The 20,557-nt window shown below is 74.1% G+C and carries 18 protein-coding genes; 5 read left to right on the top strand and 13 right to left on the bottom strand.

Annotated elements, in window-relative coordinates:
• Positions 1–29: 29 nt before the first annotated feature.
• Positions 30–1,256, bottom strand: a complete 1,227-nt coding sequence (locus ACFYSC_RS28525; RefSeq protein ID WP_389967827.1) for an amidohydrolase family protein — start codon at positions 1,254–1,256, stop codon at positions 30–32.
• Positions 1,257–1,364: 108 nt separating this feature from the next.
• Between ACFYSC_RS28525 and ACFYSC_RS28530 the strand changes: the two genes are divergently transcribed.
• Positions 1,365–1,892: a MarR family winged helix-turn-helix transcriptional regulator gene (locus ACFYSC_RS28530; RefSeq protein WP_389967829.1), complete on the top strand. Its 528-nt coding sequence runs from the start codon at positions 1,365–1,367 to the stop codon at positions 1,890–1,892.
• Between the two features lie 9 nt (positions 1,893–1,901).
• Here the strand turns inward: ACFYSC_RS28530 and ACFYSC_RS28535 are convergent, their stop codons facing one another.
• The 3 genes from ACFYSC_RS28535 to ACFYSC_RS28545 all read right to left on the bottom strand — a co-directional run bounded on the left by ACFYSC_RS28535 (position 1,902) and on the right by ACFYSC_RS28545 (position 5,945).
• A complete protein-coding gene (locus ACFYSC_RS28535; protein WP_389967831.1) occupies positions 1,902–4,121 on the bottom strand; it encodes an ATP-dependent RecD-like DNA helicase in 2,220 nt (739 codons plus the stop codon).
• A gap of 36 nt (positions 4,122–4,157) precedes the next feature.
• Complete coding sequence (locus ACFYSC_RS28540) at positions 4,158–5,321, bottom strand: serine/threonine protein phosphatase (RefSeq protein WP_389967833.1); 1,164 nt, start codon at positions 5,319–5,321, stop codon at positions 4,158–4,160.
• Positions 5,322–5,477: 156 nt separating this feature from the next.
• Entirely contained in the window at positions 5,478–5,945 is a 468-nt protein-coding gene (locus tag ACFYSC_RS28545; protein WP_389967835.1) for a winged helix-turn-helix transcriptional regulator, read from the bottom strand.
• A gap of 85 nt (positions 5,946–6,030) precedes the next feature.
• On the opposite strand from ACFYSC_RS28545, the gene ACFYSC_RS28550 reads away from it, so the two are divergent.
• The gene (locus ACFYSC_RS28550) at positions 6,031–7,263 is read left to right on the top strand and encodes an MFS transporter (RefSeq protein ID WP_389967837.1); all 1,233 of its coding nucleotides are present in this window, start codon (positions 6,031–6,033) and stop codon (positions 7,261–7,263) included.
• Positions 7,264–7,327: 64 nt separating this feature from the next.
• Here the strand turns inward: ACFYSC_RS28550 and ACFYSC_RS28555 are convergent, their stop codons facing one another.
• The 5 genes from ACFYSC_RS28555 to ACFYSC_RS28575 all read right to left on the bottom strand — a co-directional run bounded on the left by ACFYSC_RS28555 (position 7,328) and on the right by ACFYSC_RS28575 (position 11,644).
• The gene (locus ACFYSC_RS28555) at positions 7,328–8,074 is read right to left on the bottom strand and encodes a methyltransferase domain-containing protein (protein ID WP_389967839.1); all 747 of its coding nucleotides are present in this window, start codon (positions 8,072–8,074) and stop codon (positions 7,328–7,330) included.
• 468 nt (positions 8,075–8,542) lie between these two features.
• Entirely contained in the window at positions 8,543–9,253 is a 711-nt protein-coding gene (locus ACFYSC_RS28560; RefSeq protein WP_389967841.1) for a hypothetical protein, read from the bottom strand.
• Between the two features lie 434 nt (positions 9,254–9,687).
• Positions 9,688–10,536 carry an alpha/beta fold hydrolase gene (locus ACFYSC_RS28565; RefSeq protein WP_389967843.1) on the bottom strand — a complete coding sequence of 283 codons (849 nt, stop codon included), beginning with the start codon at positions 10,534–10,536 and terminating at the stop codon, positions 9,688–9,690.
• Positions 10,511–10,999: a hypothetical protein gene (locus ACFYSC_RS28570; RefSeq protein WP_389967845.1), complete on the bottom strand. Its 489-nt coding sequence runs from the start codon at positions 10,997–10,999 to the stop codon at positions 10,511–10,513. The genes ACFYSC_RS28565 and ACFYSC_RS28570 overlap by 26 nt, the downstream gene beginning before the upstream one ends.
• Positions 11,000–11,059: 60 nt before the next feature.
• On the bottom strand, positions 11,060–11,644 hold the full coding sequence (locus tag ACFYSC_RS28575; protein ID WP_389967847.1) for a helix-turn-helix domain-containing protein: 585 nt from the start codon (positions 11,642–11,644) through the stop codon (positions 11,060–11,062).
• A 68-nt stretch (positions 11,645–11,712) separates the two neighbouring features.
• On the opposite strand from ACFYSC_RS28575, the gene ACFYSC_RS28580 reads away from it, so the two are divergent.
• The gene (locus ACFYSC_RS28580) at positions 11,713–12,402 is read left to right on the top strand and encodes an AzlC family ABC transporter permease (RefSeq protein WP_389967849.1); all 690 of its coding nucleotides are present in this window, start codon (positions 11,713–11,715) and stop codon (positions 12,400–12,402) included.
• 115 nt (positions 12,403–12,517) lie between these two features.
• Positions 12,518–12,826 (top strand): AzlD domain-containing protein, encoded by a 309-nt coding sequence (locus ACFYSC_RS28585; RefSeq protein WP_389967851.1) that lies wholly within the window; start codon positions 12,518–12,520, stop codon positions 12,824–12,826.
• Between the two features lie 112 nt (positions 12,827–12,938).
• On the opposite strand, the gene ACFYSC_RS28590 is transcribed toward ACFYSC_RS28585, so the two are convergent.
• Positions 12,939–13,478 (bottom strand): dihydrofolate reductase family protein, encoded by a 540-nt coding sequence (locus ACFYSC_RS28590; protein WP_362937855.1) that lies wholly within the window; start codon positions 13,476–13,478, stop codon positions 12,939–12,941.
• Positions 13,479–13,832: 354 nt separating this feature from the next.
• Here ACFYSC_RS28590 and ACFYSC_RS28595 point away from each other — a divergent pair, with 354 nt between their 5' ends.
• Positions 13,833–14,639, top strand: a complete 807-nt coding sequence (locus ACFYSC_RS28595) for an SDR family NAD(P)-dependent oxidoreductase (protein ID WP_389967853.1) — start codon at positions 13,833–13,835, stop codon at positions 14,637–14,639.
• 559 nt (positions 14,640–15,198) lie between these two features.
• On the opposite strand, the gene ACFYSC_RS28600 is transcribed toward ACFYSC_RS28595, so the two are convergent.
• The 3 genes from ACFYSC_RS28600 to ACFYSC_RS28610 are packed head-to-tail and all read right to left on the bottom strand — an operon-like array spanning position 15,199 to position 20,551.
• Positions 15,199–16,632, bottom strand: coding sequence for an NAD-dependent succinate-semialdehyde dehydrogenase (locus tag ACFYSC_RS28600; protein ID WP_389967855.1), 1,434 nt, complete (start codon positions 16,630–16,632; stop codon positions 15,199–15,201).
• Positions 16,629–19,556 carry an FAD-binding and (Fe-S)-binding domain-containing protein gene (locus tag ACFYSC_RS28605; RefSeq protein WP_389967857.1) on the bottom strand — a complete coding sequence of 976 codons (2,928 nt, stop codon included), beginning with the start codon at positions 19,554–19,556 and terminating at the stop codon, positions 16,629–16,631. Before ACFYSC_RS28605 ends, ACFYSC_RS28600 begins: the two co-directional genes overlap by 4 nt.
• Positions 19,556–20,551 (bottom strand): phosphotriesterase, encoded by a 996-nt coding sequence (locus ACFYSC_RS28610; protein ID WP_389967859.1) that lies wholly within the window; start codon positions 20,549–20,551, stop codon positions 19,556–19,558. The genes ACFYSC_RS28605 and ACFYSC_RS28610 overlap by 1 nt, the downstream gene beginning before the upstream one ends.
• Positions 20,552–20,557 lie beyond the last annotated feature (6 nt).

Genomic DNA, 20,557 nt, shown 5'->3' on the forward strand with positions numbered 1-20,557 from the left:
CGCCCGGCCGGAAGGGACGGCGGGCGGGGTCAGGCCGCCGGACGGGAGCCGCGGCGCCAGACGGCCCGGGTGTTGAGGGTGTCGGAGATGGTGGTGGCCGGGTCGCCGTCGACGAGGAGGAGGTCGGCGCGCAGGCCCTCGGCGACGCGTCCGCGGTCGTCGAGGCCGAAGCGGCGGGCGGGGGTGGCTGTGGCCGCGCGCAGGGCCTGGACGGGGGTGAGGCCGGCGCGGACCAGGTACTGCAGTTCGTGGTGGAGGCTGGCGCCGTGGGCGACGCCGCCGAGGAAGGGCAGGGGCAGGGCGGCGTCGGTGCCGGCCAGCAGGTCCACGCCGGCCTCATCGAGGGCTTTGACGGTGGCCAGGACGTCGTCGATCCTGCCCTGGGGGTGGTGGCCGTAGCAGGAGCGCAGGGTCTCGTCCCAGCCGGCGTCCAGGCGGGAGGCGACGCGCGGGTCGTCGGCGAGGGCGGCGCCGGTGATGCCCATCATGGAGGCGTTCAGCACGACGCAGGGGACGACGAACACGCCGGCGTCCCTGATGAGGCCGATGATCTCCTCGGTGTGGGGGCGGTCCATGAACAGGTGGGCCAGGCCGTCGATGCCCGCCTCGAGGGCCATGCGGGTGGTCTGCGCGGTCAGGGTGTGGGCGACGGTGAGCACGCCGTGCCTTTTTGCCTCGGCGACGCCGGCGTTCAGGGTGGCCTGGTCCAGCATGGGCAGGCCGGGGTGGCCTTCGATGCTGCCGTCGTCGACCATGAACTTGATGTAGTCGGAGCCGTTTTCGATGAGCCGGGGGACGAACGCGGCGGCTTCCTGCGGGGTGGTGGAGAACGGCATGAGCGGGGGCGGCCCTGCCGGTTTCGTGCCCGCGGGCGGGCCGGGGCGGAAGCCCTCGGGGAACAGCTCGCTGGGGTGGCCGCCCGGCGGGGTGATGGCGAAGCCGCTGGAGCGCACGTCGGCGACGGTGTCGTCGTCGCTGATGCGGGCCCGGTTGCCGCGGGTGTGGGTGCCCTGCATCTCCAGTTCGGTGGTCACGCCGAACCGCAGGGCCAGCGCCAGGGTGCCCGGGCCGGTGTGGACGTGGGCGTCGATCAGGCCGGGCAGCAGCGTCGCCCCGCGGCCGTCGACGATCTCGGCGCCGGGCGGGGCCTGCCCGCCGACGCGGGCGATCCGCCCGTCCTCGATGAGCACGGTGGTCACGCCGAGCGTCTTGTCGCCGTCGAAGACCCGGGCGCCGGTGATGGCGGTCATGGACATCGTCTACCTCGATCCTTGAGCACGGACACCCCGAATATATACCTAAAGCTATGTGCATGCTTCATGGTATGGGTATGCGTGGCGGCCGGTGTTCCCTAGGATGGCCGCATGAGCAGCTCCGCACCGTCCCCGGAGGCCGAAGACGCCCTTCTCGACCAGGTCGGGCCCGCGCTGTCGCGGCTGCGGCGGCGCACCGCGGGCGGGCGCGCGGATCTCACGCGCAACCTCGTCCTGAACGTGGTCGCCGACGCGGCCGGGGAGATGACGGTCGGCGGCCTGGCCGGGGAGATGGGGGTCACCCAGCCCGTCGCCAGCCGTACGGTCGCCGCCTGCATCGCCGACGGGCTGCTGCGGCGGGCCGTCTCCCAGGCCGACGGGCGGCGCACCGTGCTGGAGCTCACCGCCGCCGGCGAGGCCGAGCGCCGCCGCTTCGCCTCCGCGCAGCGTGAGGTCTTCGAACACATCACCGCGGCGTGGGAGCCGGCCGAGCGCCTGCGGTTCGCCCGGTCGCTGATCCGCTACAGCCGGGACGCCGGAGCCTGGTCCGCCGGGCGGCGCGACCGCGAAGGCGGCGAAGGCGGCACGGACGGCGAGAGCGCCGAGGACGGTACGGGCGTCCGGCCCGAGCGGGACTGAGCCTCCCGCTCAGGCCGGGCGCAGCCGGTGGGTGAGGCTGGTGTGGCGGCGGCCGGCGCCGCGGGTGCGCACCGCCTGGCCCAGTGCGCGGCGCGAGCCGACGATGACGACGAGCCTCTTGGCGCGGGTGATGGCGGTGTAGAGGAGGTTGCGCTGCAGCATCATCCAGGCGCTGGTGGCCAGCGGGATGACCACGGCCGGGTACTCGCTGCCCTGGGAGCGGTGGATGGAGACGGCGTAGGCGTGGGCGAGTTCGTCGAGCTCGTCGAAGGCGTACTCGACGTGCTCGTCCTCATCGGTCAGCACGGTCAGTCCGTGGTCGTCGGGGCGGATGTCGACGACCGTGCCGACGGTGCCGTTGAACACCCCCGCGGCGCCCTTGTCGTAGTTGTTGCGCAGCTGGGTGACCTTGTCGCCGACGCGGAAGACGCGGCCGCCGTAGCGGCGCTCGGGCATGCCCTCGCGGGAGGGGGTCAGGGCCTCCTGCAGGAGGGTGTTGAGGTTGCCGGCGCCGGCGGCGCCGCGGTGCATGGGCGCCAGCACCTGCACGTCGCGGCGCGGGTCCAGGCCGAAGCGGCGCCGGATGCGGTTGGCCACCACGTCCACGGTCAGCGCCGCGATCTCCTCGGCCTCCTCGCAGGGGAACAGGAAGAAGTCGGCCATGCCCTCCAGGGCCGGCATCAGGCCGGAGTTGACCCGGTGGGCGTTGGTGACCACGCCCGACTCCTGGGCCTGGCGGAAGATGTGGGTCAGGCGCACCCGGGGCACGACGTCCTCGGCGGCGGCCAAAAGGTCGCGCAATACCTCGCCGGCGCCGACGGAGGGCAGCTGGTCGACGTCGCCGACGAACAGAAGGTGGGTGCCGGGGGCGACGGCCTTGACGAGCTTGTTGGCCAGCAGCAGGTCCAGCATGGAGGCCTCGTCGACGACGACGAGGTCGGCGTCCAGGGGGTTGTCGCGGTCGAAGGTGGCGTCGCCTCCGGGGCGCAGCTGCAGCAGCCGGTGCACGGTGGTGGCCTCGTGCCCGGTCAGCTCCGACAGTCGTTTGGCGGCCCGGCCGGTGGGCGCGGCCAGGACGACCTTCGCCTTCTTGGCGCGGGCCAGGGTGACGATGGAGCGCACGGTGAAGCTCTTGCCGCAGCCGGGCCCGCCGGTCAGCACCGCGACCTTGTTGGTCAGGGCCAGCCGTACGGCGTGGGCCTGCTCGGGGGCCAGGTCGGCGCCGGTGCGCCTTCCCAGCCATTCCAGGGCGACGTCCCAGTCGACGCCGGTGAAGGCGCCGAGCCGGTCGGCGGAGGAGTTCAGCAGGGAGCGCAGCGAGGAGGCCAGCGACAGCTCGGCGCGGTGGAAGGGCAGCAGGTAGACCGCCGGGACGACGCCGTCGCCGGCGGGCACCTCCTCGCGGACCACGCCCTCCTCGCTGACGAGTTCCTCCAGGCAGGAGGCGGTCAGCTCGGCCGGCACCGAAAGGATCTTGACGGCGTCGGCGACGAGGTTGGGCGCCGGCAGGTAGCAGTGGCCGTCGTCGGCGGCCTGCGACAGCGTGTAGCGCAGGCCCGCCTTGACGCGTTCGGGGCTGTCGTGCGGGATGCCGACGGCCTGGGCGATGGTGTCGGCGGTCTTGAAGCCGATCCCCCACACGTCGTCGGCCAGCCGGTAGGGCTCGCTCCTCACCACGGAGATGGAGGCCTCGCCGTACTGCTTGAAGATGCGCACCGCGATGGAGGTGGACACCCCGACGCCCTGCAGGAAGATCATCACCTCTTTGATGATCTTCTGTTCCTCCCAGGCGGCGCCGATCATCTTGGTGCGCTTGGGGCCCAGGCCCGGGACCTCCACCAGGCGTTCGGGGGTGGTCTCGATGACGGTGAGGGTCTCGGTGCCGAAGTGGTCGACGATGCGCTCGGCCATCTTCGGGCCGATGCCCTTGATCAGGCCGGAGCCCAGGTAGCGGCGGATGCCCTGGACGGTGGCCGGCAGCACGGTGGCGTACGACCACACCTCGAACTGCCTGCCGTAGCGGGGGTGGGAGGTCCAGCGGCCGGTCAGGCGCAGCGATTCGCCCGGCTGGGCGCCCAGCAGCGGCCCGACCACGGTGAGCAGGTCGTCGCCGGAGCGTTCGGTGGCGACCCGGGCGATGGTGTAGCCGGTCTCCTCGTTGGCGTAGGTGATGCGCTCCAGCACCGCCGAGATCGATGTACCGGGGGCACCGTTCTTCTCCGGTTGCACGGCCTCACCTCCAGTGCTGGATCGTCGCGCGCCAGTTTAGGGCCGCGGCCCCGTGCCCGCCGTGCCCGGTGCGGGTGCGGCGCGCAGCGCGCGCTCGACCTGCTCGGCCGGGTAGGGCGTGGCCCTGCTGGTGCCGAACAGCTCCCAGTAGAGGTCGTTCATGACGGCGGCGACGGGCGCGTGGCGCAGGATCGTCTCGGCGACGCCGTCCGGGAGCGTCGTGGCGGCGCCGTCCGGCAGGGCGGGCAGGGCGCCGTCGGCGGCGCAGGCCCGGATGAAGGCGTTGCGCCGCTCCGGCGGCCTGCCCGGCTCCCCCCTCACCTGGCACACGTCGCTGACCAGCCAGTTGACCAGGCGCATCCTGGCGTAGCCGGCGTCGTGGGTGCGGTTGCGCTCCAGGAAGGCCGCCTCCTGGGGCGACAGGTCGAACCGGGCGCTGGTGGCCAGACCGAAGTCGGCGAGGTACAGGCGCCGGCCGTCGGTGAGGAGGTTGGCGAAGTGGGCGTCGAAGTGCATCAGGCCGGCGGCGTTCATGGAGGCCACCTCGCCGAGCATCTGCGACTCCAGCATCGCGCACGCCGCGGCGGTGGCCTCGGGTCCGGCGGCGACCTGGGCGGCGAGCCAGGCGTCGAGGGTGTGCGGGATGAACTCGGTGAACAGCACCAGGCTCGCCGGGGCGCGTTTCAGCGCCTCCAGCCGCTCACGCACGGCCTGCGAGCCGTGCCAGTAGGCCACGACGGCGTCGATGTCGTCGTGCTCGGCGGTCGGCGGCGGCGCTCCGGGCAGCACCCGCCAGTGGTGCAGCAGGGGGAACGCCCCGGTGTGGCCGGCGAGCACCCGGCCGGTCGCCATGGTGTGCGCGGCCAGTTCGCGCCAGGCGCCGAAGCCCGGTCCGGGGAAGCCGGGCGCGCCGAGGCCGTACTGGCAGAACGCGGGCAGGCCGAAGAGGTCGGCGGTGGACATGACGTTTTCCGGGCGGCACTCGGCGTCGGTCAAAGGGACGCGTTTGACGAACACCGGCACGCCGCCGACGTCCAGCAGCAGTGCGGCGCCGCCGACGCCCGCGCCCAGGGGGCCGGCGCCTTCCAGCAGTTCGCCGAGCCGCCGGCCGCCGAGCGGCGCCAGCGCGGCGGTCACCTCGCCGTGGCGGCGCAGCCGCTCGCGGCGGGAGGCGCCGTCATCCTCATCGGGGATCGCCATGGTGCCCGCCTCCTGGTGAGATCGTGATCTTGTCCGTTCCGGTGAAGACGTTACCGCCGCCGCCCGTTTCCGTCGTCCTCCGCCTCGGCACGCGGATCCGGCCACCGCCGGGGGCCTCCGGCGCCGGGCCGGGGGGACTCGCCGTGACCGGCGGCGTCAGGGGTTCCTGCGCACGGTGGTCGTGCCGGCGTCGGCGGGCTCGCCGCCCGGGCCGGCCGGCCGGAGCTCGGCGAGCGGCAGGCCGTCCGCGCCGACGAGGACGGAGTGACTCTCGCCGGGGGCGAAGGCGTGGCGCTCGCCCCACTGGCGCAGGGCCACGATGACGGTGAACAGGTCGCGCCCGGCGGGGGTGAGCGTGTAGAGCCGCCGCCTGCCCGACGGCGCGGCCCGCCGGTCCAGGACGCCTCGCTCGACGAGCCGGCGGAGCCGGTCGGTGAGGATGTTGCGGGCGATGCCGGTGCGCTGCTGGAAGTCGGTGAACGCCCGCGCGCCGTCCATGGCGTCGCGGACGATGAGCAGGCTCCAGCGGTCGCCGACCAGGTCGAGGGTCCGCGCCACCGGGCAGGCCGGGTCGGTCCAGGTCACCTCCTCGGCGCTGACGGCGCCGATCGCGGTCTGGGTCATCGCGGCTCCCGGAGAGTTGCTGATTGAAACCATTCTGCCTTACGCTCCATTGGTTGCAATTTGCTACTTATGGAGTGTGGGGCGGATGAGCCTGACCGTCGGCCGAAGGACGCTGCTGGCCGTGCTCAGCGCGGCCGCCGTGGCGAGCGTCTACGCCGCGCAGCCGGTTCTCGCCCGGATCGGGGACGACCTGGGCGTGCCGCAGGCCCGCCTGGGATGGGTCGTCGCCGCCGGGCAGCTCGGCTACCTGGCGGGGCTGGCCGTCCTCGTCCCGCTGGGCGACGTCGCCGACCGGCGCAGGCTCATCGCTTGGCACCTCCTGCTGACCGCGGCGGGCGCGGCGCTGGCCGCGGCGGCCACCGGCGTCTGGACGCTGCTCGCCGCCCTGGTGGTCGCGGGCCTGTTCGCGGTCGTCGTGCAGACGGCGGTCGCCTACACCGCCGCCCTGTCCGCGCCCGGGGAACGCGGCCGCGACCTCGGCGCGGTGACCTCCGGCGTCGTCATCGGCATCCTCGGGGCGCGGGTCGCGGCCGGCGCGCTGGCCGCGGTGTGGGGCTGGCGCGGCGTGTACGCCGTGCTCGCCGTGCTCCTGGCGACGCTGGGGTTGCTCGCCGTGAGAGTCCTGCCGCCGGACACGCGCGCCGCCCGCCCCGCCTACCGGCAGGTGCTGAGGTCGCTGGGCGGGCTGTTCCGCGAGCGCCTGTTCCTCTCGCGCGGGCTGATCGCGTTCTTCCTGTTCGCCTCCTTCGGGACGCTGTGGAGCGGCCTGGCGCTGCCGCTCGCGGCCGCCCCGTGGCATCTGAGCACGGCGCAGATCGGGCTGTTCGGCCTCGCCGGGCTGGCCGGCGCCCTCGGCGCCGGCCGGGCGGGTCGCCGGGCCGACTCCGGGGCCGCGGACGCCGTGACCGGCGGGGCGCTCCTCCTGCTCGCCGCCTCCTGGCTCGCCGTCGGGCAGGCGTCGTGGTCGCTGTGGCTCGTCGTCATCGGCGTGGTCGTGCTCGACTTCGCCGTCCAGGCCGTGCACGTGAGCAGCCAGCACCTGCTCACCACGGCCCACCCGGACCGCACCGGCAGCGTCGTCGGCGGCTACATGATCTTCTACTCCCTGGGTTCCGCCTTGGGCGCCACCACCACGACCCTCGCGTTCGCCGGCGCCGGATGGACGGGCTCCAGCGTCCTCGGCGCGGCCTTCGCCGGCTGCGCGCTCGCGGTCTGGGCCCTGGGCCGCCGCGCGGCGGCCGTCCCGCCCCCTTCGAGCCGGCGGCGGGAGGAGGCGGGGACCGGCTCGCCCGTGCCGCCGGCGCCGTGCCGCGGGTGACGGCACGTCCCGCTTGGGGCGGCGGACGTCGCACCGTCCGCCGCCCCGCACGGGACCGGGGGCGTCAGCGCCTCATGAGGGCGAAGATTCCCCAGCCGAGATGCTCACGCGTGCAGCGCGCGTAGCGGGCGGGCTCCTCGGTGAGCTCCTCCCGTACCGCGGGCGCCAGTTCGTTGTCCGGGTTGAGGTCGAGCCAGCGGCGCAGGTTGAGCCACTGGGCCGCGGCATAGCGGTCCCAGCTGTCCTGGTCGGCCAGCATCATCTCCACGACGTCGTACCCGAGGTCCTGGAAGCTCCCGATCAGGTCCGGCAGCGGCAGGAAGTCGGCGATGCGATCGACGTGGCAGCCCTTGGCGGTCTCCTCGTCCGGAGGGGTCCGCCGCCAGTACGGCTCGCCGATCAGCATCAGGCCTCCGGGGCGCAGGCTGCGGCCGAGCAGCTCGGTCGTTCCGGCCACGCCGCCGCCGATCCAGGTGGCGCCGACGCAGGCGGCCAGATCGACCGGCCGGTCGGCGACATGGCCGGCGGCGTCGCCGTGGACGAACCCGACCCGTCCGGCGACGCCGAGTTCGGCGGCGCGGGCGCGGGCCCGCTCGGTGAAGACCGTGCTGATGTCCACCCCGGTGCCGGTGATCCCGTGGTCACGCGCCCAGGTGCACAGCAGCTCGCCCGAGCCGCTGGCGAGGTCGAGCGCCCGTGTCCCGGGGGCGAGGTGGAGCGCTTCGCCCAGGGCCGCGAGTTTGGCCCCGGTCAGCGGGTTGTGGATCCGGTGGCTGCTCTCGCGGATGGTGAAGATGCGGGGAAGGTCCATGACCGGGTTCCTTTCCGTCATGCCGTGCGGTGGGAGGGGTGGCCGGCCGGGACCGGGGCGCGCGTGGCGCAGGAGAGAGCATGGTGATGCGAAGGATGCCGATGAGAAGACAACGTGGAGACCCTTTTCGACAAGGGGGCCCCGCCGGACGGCAGCCGTGCCGGGACCGCTCCCGTCAGGGAGAGGGGCAGGCGAAGGTCAGGACGAGGCCCGGAAGGTGAGGATGATCCGGGCACCGCGCACAGCGGTGATCTCCACGACGGTCATCAACCCACCTCCTTCGATCTCCGTAGGGCGAACCGGTCGTCGCTGCCGGACACCGTAGCACCGCCGTGAACGCCGGCGCAGCCCCGGCCGGCCGGGGAGTCCCCCGCCGGGGTACGGCCCGCCGTCACCGAACCGCCTCCCCCGACGCCGGGAATCCGACGCCGGGAATCCGGTCCTCCCCGGCGGGCGGGGCCGGCCGGCTCACAGGGGCCGCAGCGTCCGGCCGATCCGCTCCAGCAGTCCCCGCCGGGCGGCGTCGTCGGTGCTCAGCGTCAGCACGCAGGTCCGGTCGCCGGGGGCGGGCAGCAGCAGGCGCAGGCCGTGCAGCCGCACGCCGCCGACGGTGAAGACGTATCCGACGCGCACCGCGGCGCCCCCGGCGACCTGCACCGTGCCGGCCCGCACGACGCGTCCCCGCAGCGGCTCCAGCCGCCGTACGGCGGAGGCGAGCAGCTGCCCGGCGGAGGCGGCGCCGGACCGGCAGCCGGCGGTGAGGCCGGTGGTGAAGCGGTGCGGGGAACGGCTCATGGAGCCGGGGTCGAACGCCCAGATCCCGTCGCGGGCGGCCACGGGCTCCAGCCCGGTCTCGGCCCGGTGGATCTGCTTGTCCGTCAGGCCCGCCCGGGTCAGGCGCCGCTCCAGGCCATGGCCTGTGGCCTCCAGGGCGACCCAGGAGCGCGGCACGCCGAAGGTCAGGCCGCTTCCGGGCCCGCCGGCCCGGGTGAAGCCCCGGGGCAGGCCGTCCCCCGCGGCGCCGTCCGGGGGCGGGGCCGCCGCGTTCCCGGACGGGGCGGCCGGGCCGCGGGCGGCGTCCGGGGCGGTGCCCGCGGGGCCGCCGGCGCAGGCCGCGCAGGCGAGGACCGCTGCCAGGCACGGCGCGGCCGTGACGGCGCGGAGGAGGTGACGCCTCACATCCCCCTCCTCTCCCCCGCTTCCCCGGGCGGGCTCCCGTGGCGTTCCCATCGGACCCGTTCGGTCCTTTCCGCGTGGTCCTTTCCGCGCGGAAAGGACCACGCGGGTGCGAACCGGGCCGGCCCTGGTCGGCGCGGCCTCTTTCCCGCAGGTTAAGCGGCGCGCGGCGGCGGCGACGGTTTCCGGCGCGGTGTGTCGGCGGGGTGTGTCGGCGGGGTGTGTCGGCGGGGTGTGTCGGCGGGGCGCACCCAGGTGCGTCCTCACCACGCGCTGGTCCTGCCGGCCGGGGGCACGCCGGTGACCGTCGTGGCGCACCGGTGCGGCCGGTCGTCGGCCAGTGCCTCCATCGCCGTCTTCCGCCGCGTCTTCGGGTGCGCCCCGGGGGCCTACCGGGGGCCGGCCTGCAGGGGGCCGGGCCGGTCCCGCCGCGGGCCTCAGGCCGGTGAGGCGCCGCGGTTCGCCGCCAGGAAGGCCGCGATGAGCTCGGCGACCTCCTTGGGCCGTTCGGCGAGCATGCCGTGGCCGGCGTCCAGTTCCTCGACGCGGACGTTGGACGGCAGATCGGTCAGGTCGCGGCGCACCCCCCTGCGGAACGCCGCCATCAGCTCCCCGCCGGACATGCCCGGCGGGTCCTGAGCGGCGATCACCACCAGCGTGGGACAGGTGAGGCGGCGCAGCAGCGGGATCGTGTCGCGGAACGGCGGGGTGTAGCGGATCGCGGCGAGGAGTTCGGCGTCGGGCCGGGCGTAGACCTGGCCGTCGTCCCTCGTCGTCAGAGCCCTGGGAGGGAACATCGCCTGAGCCTCGGGCGGCAGCGGACGGCCCATGCTCGCGGCCTGGGCGTCGAAGGTGGCTTTGAGGGCGGCCAGGTCGCGGTCCCGTTCGGCCGGGTCCATCCCCGGGTAGTTGCCCGGGTCGCTTTCCGCCGAGCGCAGGCCGTCGAGGTTGACGACGGCGGGGCAGCCGGGGTGGCGCAGGGCCCACTGCACGGCGAGCATGCCGCCCAGCGAGTGGCCGGCGACGGCGGGCTCGCCCAGGCCGAGGCACCTGACCACGGCCTCCAGGTCGTCCAGGGCCGCCTCCCAGCTCCACGGGCCGTCGCCGGAGTGGCCGTGGCCGCGCAGGTCGACGGCGACGGTGCGGTGGCCGGTGAGGTCGAGGGCGTCCCATGCCTCCAGGGTGCCGCCGAGGCCGTGCAGCAGCAGGACGGGGTCTCCGGGCCCGCCGGAGTCGCGCACGGCCAGGGGGATGTCGTGGTCAGTGACGGTCGTGTCGTGCGGCATGGCGCTCCTGGGGCTGGTTGAGGCGTCGGCGTATGGAGTCGGTGCTCACCCCGCCGTCGGGGTGGCGGTCGAGTTTGGCGCGTTTGACGAGGTCGTGGACGCCCTGGCGGGTGATGCCGAGCATCGCCCCGGCCGTGGAGAACGGCACCGCCTGCCTGCCCGGGTGGCCGGCGCGGCGGGCCACCGCCCGGCCGAAGGCCGTGCGCCACCACTCGTCGGGCGGGTCGAACGGGCCGTCCGAGGGGAAGAGCGCGGCGATGAGCCGCGCCGCGGTGCGGACCGCGAGCCGCTCGTCGCGTCCCAGCAGCTGCGCGGCCCACACCTCGGCCTCGATGCGCAGCCGTTCCCTGACCGGCCCGGTCTGCTCGCCGGAGCCGAGCAGGATCTCCAGGGGGTCGGTGATCCTTCGTTGGGTCAGCGCGGCCAGCTCACCGGCCAGCGCGACGTGTTCCGCCGTACTCACTTGACGAACGATAGCAAGTACTTGCTATTTGGTGTCAAGTAGTTGTGTCTCGCGGCCGGGTCACCGGTGCTCCATGACGATCACCGCGCTGGTGCGGGGCTCCAGGGCCCGGAAGACGTGCGGGGCGTCGCCGGGATAGGTCAGGTAGTCGCCCGGGCCGAGCTCGACCGGTTCGCCGGCCGGGCCGGCCAGTGCCCGGCCCGCGCCGATCACCAGGTGCTCGACGGTGTGGGGCAGGTGCGCCTCCGACAGGCGCGGCTCGCCCGGCTGGGCCTCGATGCGGTAGATGTCGCGCCGGGCGCCCGGCGGGCATGAGGCCAGCAGTGTGGCGGCGTAGTCGGAGTGTTCGGAGCGGGTGGCCTCCCCCTCGCCGGCGCGCAGGATCCGCACGGCCGGCCGCGGCGGGTCGACCAGGTGGCCGAACGGCACGCCGAGGGCGACGCCGAGCGCCCACAGCGTCTCCACGCTGGGGTTGCCGGTGCCGGCCTCCAGCTGCGACAGGGTGGACTTGGCCAGGCCGGCGCGGCGGGACAGCTCGCTCAGCGACAGGCCGGCGCGCTCGCGCTCCCGGCGGATCGACGCCGCGATCGACGCGATCAGGCGCGAGGGCGAGGGGTCGGCGGGTGCGGGGGCGCCGTCGGCCATGCGTTCACTCCATCGGATCATTTCGTTCGGTTTGACGAACCACTGGCAGAGTGTTCAGTATAACGTCCATGCGTTCATTACGGCGAACAATCGGGCGCGGCACCCTCCGCGACATCGCCCTGGTCTGTCTGGCCGACGCGCTCGTCGGCGCCTCCTTCGGCGCGATCGCCGTCTCCGGCGGCCTGCCGCCGCAGGTGCCGGTCCTCATGTCGCTGCTGGTCTTCGCCGGCGGCGCCCAGTTCGCCGCGCTCGGCGTGGTGCTGGCCGGCGGCGGCCCGCTCGCCGCCGTCGTCTCCGGGCTCGTCCTCAACGCCCGCCTGCTGCCCTTCGGCTTCGCCGTCGCCGACGCCCCCGGCGGGCGGCTCGCCGCCAGGCTGGCGGGCGCCCACCTGATCACCGACGAGGTGGTGGCCTTCGTGCTGGCCGGAAGCGGGCCGCGGGCGCGCCGCGTCACCTTCTGGACCTGCGGGCTCGCGCTGTTCGCCTCATGGAACCTGGCCGTGGCGGGCGGCGCGCTGGCCGGCCGGGCCCTCGGCGACGTCGGAGCCCTCGGGCTGGACGCGGCCTTCCCCGCCGTGCTGCTGGCCCTGGCGCTGCCCGCGCTGCGCGAGCGCGCCACCCGCCGGGCCGCCCTGTACGGCGCGGCCGCCGCCGTCGCCGCCACGCCGTTCCTGCCCGCCGGCCTGCCGGTGCTGCTGTCCCTGGGCGGCCTGGTGCTGCCCCCCGCCCGCCCGGCGGGCGGCGGGGACCCGGCGTGAGACGGCCGGGCCCGGCCCGCGGGCCGGCGCCGCCCGCCCGCGTCCGGCCCGCCCCCGGGCGAGCTCCTCCCGCCCGACCATCCCGCCTGACCATCCCGACGAAGGAGACGCACCGATGCCCCTGCTCGCCATCGCCGTACTGGCCGCGGGAACGTACGCGTTCCGGCTGGCCGGGCCGCTGCTGCGCGGCCGGATGGAGCTCCCCGGCCGCCTGCGGTCGCTGCTGCCCGCCGCCACCGCGGTGCTGCTGACCGCGCTGGCGGCCACCGCCGCGCTCACCGAGGGCGGCGGCTTCGCCGGCTGGGCCAGACCGGCCGGCGTGCTGGCCGCCGGGATCCTGGTGCTGCGCCGCGCGCCGTTCCCGCTGGTCGTCGTCGCGGCCGCCGCCGTCACCGCCGCGCTGCGGCTGTGCGGGGTGCCCTGAGCCCCTGAGCCCTTGGGCTCCTGAGCTTCTGAGCTTCTGAGAGGCCGTACGGCCGTCCCGTACGGTTCCCGTGCCCGCGCGGACCCCCGCGTCCCTCCGCGCTCCGGAGCCTTCAGGCCGGGTGGTAGACCAGGTGCACCACACCGGTGCCGAAGGTCTGCGACTCCACCAGCTTCAGGGGCGTCTGCTCGCCGCCCTCGGGGAACAGCCGCCGGCCGCTTCCCACGACGATCGGGTGGACCAGCAGCCGCAGCTCGTCCAGCAGCCCCTCGCGCAGCAGCGACCGCACGAGGGTGGCGCTGCCGCTGATCGAGATGTCCCTGCCCGGCCCCTGCTTGAGCCTGGCGATCTCCTCGGTGACGTTCCCGCTGATCAGCGTCGAGTTCTGCCACTCCAGCGTCTTCAGGGTGGAGGAGACGACGTACTTGGGCGTCTCGTTCATCTGCGCCGCCATCGGGTCGTCGTCCGCGGTGGGCCAGTAGCCGGCGAACTCCTGGTAGGTGGCCCGGCCCAGCAGCATGGCGTCGGCCCCCTCCGCCTGCGCCGCCACGGCCTGGCCCATCTCCTCGTCGAAGTAGGGGAAGTGCCACTTCTCCGGCGACTCCATGACGCCGTCCAGGGACAGGAAGAAACCGGCGACGATCTTTCGCATGACATCTCCTCGGTGGCTCACCCGCTCCGCGCGGGATCGTCTTCTGGGGAGATGCTCCCGCGCCCGCCCGGCGGGGGCCATCTCCCCAAGAGCGGTGTTCACGGAGAACGGGAAGCCGCCGCCGGGGAGCGACGAGGCCGCGAAGGGCCCGCCGGGAGCCGGGATTGCGGGTCCGATCCCCGCCGGAATTGCACGTCCGGCCGCCGCCGGACGCCGCCTCCGCCGCCGCCCTACCGTCGAGGTCACGGCCCGCCGCCCGGCCCGGGAGGCGCGGCGGGCCGCCACACCGTGAGGAACGGCCGCGGCAGAGCGCGGCAGGCGGCACAAGACCGCCGCAAGGAATGGAGACTTTCGATGGATCTGCAGCTGTCCGGCCGGGTGGCCGTCGTCACCGGCGCCTCCAAGGGCGTGGGACTGGCCGTCGTGCGCACCCTGCTGGCCGAGGGGGCCCGGGTGGTGGCCGCCTCCCGCAAGACCAGCCCGGACCTCGACGCCCTGGCCGGGAGCGACCTCGTCCACGTTTCGGCCGACCTGATGGACCCCGACGCCCCGGCCCGGGTCGTGGCCCGCGCCGAGGAGGAGTTCGGCGGCCTGGACATCCTGGTCAACAACGCCGGCGGTCCCCCGCCGGGCGTCAGCCTGCCGCGGTTCTCGTTCATGGCGCCCACCGACGAAGACTGGCTGCGGATGTTCGAGTTCAACCTCTTCTCCGCAGTCCGGGCGACCCGGGCCGCCATCCCGCTGATGCTGTCGCGCGGCGGAGGCTCGATCGTCAACGTCTCCTCCGGTCTCGCCCGCCAGCCCGGCCCGATGAACGTCGACTACAACGCCGCCAAGGCCGCCCTGAACACCCTGACCCAGACGTTGTCGGAGGAGTACGCGCCGCAGGGCATCCGCGTCAACACCGTCTCCCTGGGCGCGGTGCGCACGGCGTGGTGGACCGAGGAGGGCGGCGCGGCCGACATCATCGCCGCCCAGGCCGGCACCGACCGCGACAGCGTGCTCGACACCGTGGCGCCGCAGATGATGAACCTCACCACCGGGCGCCTGGTGGACCCGCAGGAGGCCGCCGACGTGATCGCCCTGCTGGCCTCGCCGCGCTCGGCCAGCACCACCGGCGCCGACTTCACGGTCGACGCCGGCTTCTCCAAGGCCGTCTGAGGCCCCCGGGGGGACGGCCCGCCGCGCCGTACGGAGGAACCCGGACCGTACGGCGCGGCGGGGACGCGGGACCGGCGCCCGCGGCCGCTCCCCGCCACCCGCCCGGCCGGAACCCACCACGCGGGTGCCCGTACGGCCGCCCGTACGGCGGGCGCCGGCCGGGCCGCTCACCCGTCGCGGCGGCGAGGCGGCCCCGCCCGGCGGCCGGGGCTCCATGAGGTAGAGGACGCTTTCGGGCCAGGGAACGCGTTCGCCTTTGGCGTTGACGTATACGCCGGTGACACCTCGCATTTCGTCACTGGAGGTCAGGTAGAGGCTGGATCTGGTGGGCTCGGTCAGATCGTTCGGAAGCCGTGGGCCCAGCAGATGCAGGATCGGTGCCGGCGGCCGGTAGGCGTAAGGGAACGCGGCGGCGGTCGCGGCCTGGTCGGGGTGCCGTTAACCAACGTGGCATCAGCCGCCATATACGTCCTGAACCGGGAAATCAGCTTCCTGGTTTCAGCTCAGCTCGCCCGTTGGCCGTTCGAGGGGGTTCCTTCGCCGCGGTCTGACGGTGCCATCAGGAACGGGGAATGGCCAGATACTTGCTCTCCAGATACTCCTCGATCCCGGCTCGTCCGCCTTCTCTGCCCAGGCCGGAATGCTTGACGCCGCCGAAGGGAGCCCCAGGGTTGGAGACCAGGCCGGTGTTGACGCCCACCATGCCGACGTCCAGCGCCTCGCCGAGCCGGAAGGCGCGGTCGAGGTCCGTGGTGAACACGTAGCCGACCAGCCCCCACTCGGTGTCGTTGGCCAGCCGCACGGCCTCCTCCTCGTCGTCGAACGGGATGATCGGCGCCACGGGGCCGAAGATCTCGGTGGACATCAGCGCGGCGTCCGGGGGCACGTCGGCAAGCACCGTGGGGGCGTAGAAGTAGCCGCTGCCGCTGAGCCGCGATCCGCCCACGACGACCGACGCGCCCCTGCCTACCGCGTCGTCCACCAGCTGTTCGACCTTTTCCAGCCCGGCCCGGTCGATGAGCGGCCCGACCTCGGCTCCTCGGGCCGCGCCGTCGGCGACCTTGAGCGCCGACAGGCGCTCGCCCAGCTTGGCGCTGAACTCGCCGGCCACGGACCGGTGGACGAAGAACCGGTTGGCGGCCGTGCACGCCTCGCCCATGTTGCGCATCTTCGCGGTCACGGCGCCCTCGACGGCGCGGTCGAGGGCAGCGTCCTCGCAGACGAGGAAGGGCGCGTTGCCGCCCAGCTCCATGGACGAACGCATGACGTTCTCGGCGGCCTGGGCGAGCAGCAGCCTGCCGACGTCGGTGGACCCGGTGAAGCTGATCTTCCGGGCGATGCCGCTGCTCATCCACGGGCCGACCACGCCGCCGGGGTCGGAGGTGGTGACGACGTTCAGCACTCCCGCCGGCAGTCCCGCCTCGGTGAGGATGCGGGTCAGGGCGAGTGAGGTGAGCGGCGTCTGCTCGGCCGGCTTGAACACCATGGTGCAGCCGGCGGCGACGGCCGGGCCGATCTTGCGCGCGCCCATGGCGAGCGGGAAGTTCCACGGGGTCACCAGCACGCACGGCCCGACCGGGCCCTTGGTCACCAGGATGCGGGTGCGTCCGTCTCCGCTGAGAGTGTGGTCGCCCCCGATCCTGACCGCTTCCTCGGCGAACCATCGGAAGAACTCGGCGCCGTACATCACCTCGCCGCGCGCTTCGGCCAGCGGCTTGCCCATCTCGGCGGTGATGAGGGCTGCCAGCTCGTCCGCGCGGTTCATGATGATCTCGTAGGTGCGGCGCAGGATCTCTCCGCGCTCGCGCGGCGCGCTTCGCGACCAGCCGGATTGCCGTGCGCCCGCGGCCTCGATGGCGCGGCGGGCGTCGTCGCCGTCGCCGTCGGCGACCATGGCGATGGTCTCGCCGGTCGCCGGGTTCTCTACGGCGAAGGTCCGCCCGGATGCGGCCGGGCCCCACGTGCCGTCGATGAACAGGCCGTGCGTGGTCATGGGTGGTGCCTTTCTTCTGGAGCGGGGTCGAGCAACTCGGCCAGGTGCATGGCCGTCCTGCCGGGGTCGAGCTGGCGCACCTGCATGTGGCAGCTGAACCCGTCGGTCAGCACCGGCAGGCCGGGCGTGTCGCGCAGGGCGGGGGCCAGGGACTGCTCGGCGACCCGCATGCTCATCTGGAAGTGCCGGGCCTCGAAGCCGAAGTTGCCGGCCACGCCGCAGCAGCCGGCCGACTCTCGCGCGACTGTGACGCCGGCCGCCTGGAGAGCCTGGCGTTGGTGGGCCGCGCCGAGGACCGCGTACTCGTGGCAGTGGGTCTGGACCGCGACGCCGTCCGGCGCCCGGTCGGCGGCGGGCCGGGGCCGCCAGCCTGCCGCGGCCAACTCGGTCACGATCGCCGAGAAGCCGCGCACCCGGGCGGCCACCCTGCGGGCGGCCGGGGTGCCGACGAGCTCGGGCAGGTCCTTGGTCAGAGCCGCCGCGCAGCTCGGTTCGAGCACGACGATGGGCCGGTCGGTGCCGTCGTCGAGGAGCTCGACCGTCCGGCTGAGCCGTTCGGCGGCGGCGCGCAACTGCCCGGTGGAGATCCACGTGAGGCCGCAGCATACGTCGCTGCGGCATTCGACGGAGTCCGCGGCGGTGCGCAGCACCCGCGCCGCCGCACCGGCCACGTGCGGGCGGAAGCCCTTGGTGAAGCTGTCCACGACCAGCACGAGCCCGTCGGGCCCGCCGGACGGGCCCGGCCGGCCGAGGGCACGGCTCAGCTCTCGCCTTCCGGCGAAGCGGGGCAGGGCCCTGCCGGGCGCCACGCCGCCGAGCCGGGCCAGGTGGGGTCCGAGCCGGGTGGCCAGCAGCGCGTTCACCGCCGGCGCGAGCCGTCCGGTGACACGCAGCCACCGCGGGAGCCAGCCGAGGCTGTAGTGGGAGACCGGGCGTGGCCGGCCCTGGTGGTAGTGGTGGAGGAACTCGGCCTTGTAGGTCGCCATGTCGACCCCGGTGGGGCAGTCGCTGGAGCACGCCTTGCAGGACAGGCACAGGTCCAGTGCCTCGCGCGCGTCCTCCGAGCGCCAGCCGGTGTCTCCCCTGAGCATCTCCTGCAGGACCCGTGCCCTGCCGCGGGTGGAGTCCTTCTCGTCTCGGGTGGCGCGGTAGCTCGGGCACATGAAGCCCCCGCCGGTGGTACGGCAGCGGCCCACGCCCACGCAACTCTGGACCGCATGGGCGAAGGGGGCGACGCTGTGGGCGGGAGCGAAGTCGAAGGCCGTCTCCCAGCCCCGGTCCGGCACCTCGGCGAGTGCGAGGTCGCCGGTCGGGTTTCCCGCGCGCACGATGATGCCGGGGTTGAGCAGGCCGTCGGGGTCCCAGAGGTCCTTGAACTCCTCGAAGGCGGTGATCATCTCGGCGGAGTACATGAGCGACAGCAGCTCGGATCGGGCCCGTCCGTCGCCATGCTCACCGGACAGGGAGCCGCCGTGGGAGACGACGAGCTCGGCCGCGGCGCGCAGGAAGTCGCGCATCACGCGCCTGCCCTGGCTCGTGCGCTGGTCGAAGGTGACCCGCATGTGGACGCAGCCGGCCCCGAAGTGCCCGTACATCACCCCTCGCAGCCCGTGCGCGGACAGCAGCCCGCGCAGGTCGGCGAGGTAGGCCGCCAGGCGTTCCGGTGCGACGGCCGAATCCTCCCAGCCCGGCCATGACTCCTCACCGGGCCACGACTCATCCCTCGACGACTCATCCCTCGACTCATCCAGAGCCTGCGGTGGCAGCCGGCTGGACAGCCCGGCGCCGTCCTCGCGCACCCGCCACAGCGAGGCGCGATCGCCGGCGCTGTCGACCACCCGCCCGTCGACCAGCCGTCCCGCCGCGACCAGGCGGCGCATCAGGTCGGCGGCGGAGTCGTCGACGGCGGCGAGGTGATCGCCGTCGAGTTCGACATACAACCACGCCTCGCCCTCCGGCAGCCCGCTGACCGAATCGTGCCCGCGCCGCCGCCGCATCGTGTCGACGATCACCCGGTCCATGCCCTCCACGGCGGTTGGCCGGAACTGCAAGATCGTCTCGACGTCCATGGCCGCCTCGACCACGTCCCGGTAGCCCAGGCACAGCAGTCGTGTCGCGGGCGCCACCGGGACCAGCCGGACCGTGGCGGCGACCACCAGCGCGCACGCTCCCTCGCTGCCGACCAGGGAGCGCGCCACGTCGAAGCCGTTCTCCGGCAGCAGGTGCCCCAGGTGGAAGCCGGACACCTGGCGCGGGATCCTGCTCAGCTCGGTGCGTAGGGCGGCCAGGTGGTGGCGGGCCAGATCGCCGAGCCCGGCCGACAGCTCGGCGGCCCTGCGGGCGGACGCCGTGTCGCCGGGGTCGGTCGCGGTCAGGCCGCCGCGGTGCGCGGTCAGGCGCAGGCCGTCGGCGGTCACCACGTCCAGCGAGAGCACGTGGTCGGACGTCCTGCCGTGCCGCACGGAGCGGTTGCCGCAGGCGTCGTTGCCGACGGCGCCGCCGATGGTGGCCCTGGTCCTGGAGGAGGGATCGGGCGCGAACGTGAGCCTCCCGCAGGTGGCGGCCTCCGCTTCGCGCGCCAGGTCGCTGAGTACGACACCGGCCTCCACGCGCGCGGTCGCCTGCTGTTCGTCGATCTCCAGGATTCTGTTCAGGTACCGGGAGAAGTCGATGACGAGCCCGGGGCCGATCGCGTTGCCCGCCATGGACGTGCCGCCGCCGCGGCCGGTCAGGGGCAGGTCCGCCGCATGGCACCGCTGTGCGATCAGGGTCACCTCGCCGGCGTCGCGGGGGAAGGCGACCGCGGCGGGCCGCACGCGGTAGTTGGACGCGTCGTAGGAGTACTCCGCGATCCGCCGCTTGTCCGTCTCGACCTGGACCCCGTTCTCCCGCAGCGCGGAGACGGCGGTTGCGACGGCGTCCATCATGTGCCCGCCAGCGCGCGGCGTGGGTTGCCGATCATGAGCTGGTCGAACTCCTCTTCCTCCAGGCCCGCGGCGACCAGGTGCCCTCTGACGGTGGTGAGCAGGTGGGTGAGCCCGACCCCGCCCTCGTCCGGCCAGTCGGCGGTGGTGCACAGGTCGTGCGAGAGCAGCAGCCGATCCAGCCGTCCTGCCCTGGCGAAGCCCAGGACGCGGGAGGCCAGGTGGTCGAGGTCCTGCGGGCGGCGTGAGCGCAGGTTGTCGAACTGCACCCAGGCTCCCCTGGCGGCCAGATCGAGCGCGTATTCCAGGGGCGCCTTCACCGTGTCGACGTGACCGATGATCACCCGCTCCGGCGGCACCCCCTCTTCCCCGCACAGCAGGTCGAGCTGGACCAGGCCCACCGGCCACCGCGCGGCGTGCGTGGTCACCGGGACACCGGTACGGCGGTGCGCCCGGGCCGCGGCGCGGAAGGAACGTTCCTCGGCGGCCGACAGATACCACTTGTCGGCGCCGATCTCGCCGATGATGCCGGCGCGTACCCCCCCGGTCCCAGGGATGCCCTCCCGGATGTCCCGGACGAGCTCGTCGGCGATGCTGTCGGCGCAGTGCCGGTCGAACCAGTCGCGGTCCAGGTAGGGGTCGCGATAATGGCCCGTTCCCAGCACCAGGCGGACGCCGGTCCTGGCCGCGACCTGGGCCAGCGCGGTCACGTTCGCGAGGGGGCGGGCGCTGCCGGACGAGCAGCCGGTGCCCGCCTCCTCACGCGTGTGGCAGCCCGCCGGATCGGGGGCGGCGCCGTCGGCCAGCTCCGCCACGGTCAGCTCGACGATGGTGCCGCCACCCGCACCGGCGAACCTGCCGACCTCACCTACGATCATGTCCAGGTCGTTGACGAGCCCCGCTCGCCGCTGTTCTCGCATCTGGTTGATGAACAGGTGCTCGTGCATGAGGGTGACGCCGAGCTCGGCGGCGGGAACGGGGCCACCGATCGTCATGACCGT

The organism is Streptosporangium sp. NPDC004379 (assembly GCF_042873875.1).
Taxonomy (GTDB): domain Bacteria; phylum Actinomycetota; class Actinomycetes; order Streptosporangiales; family Streptosporangiaceae; genus Streptosporangium.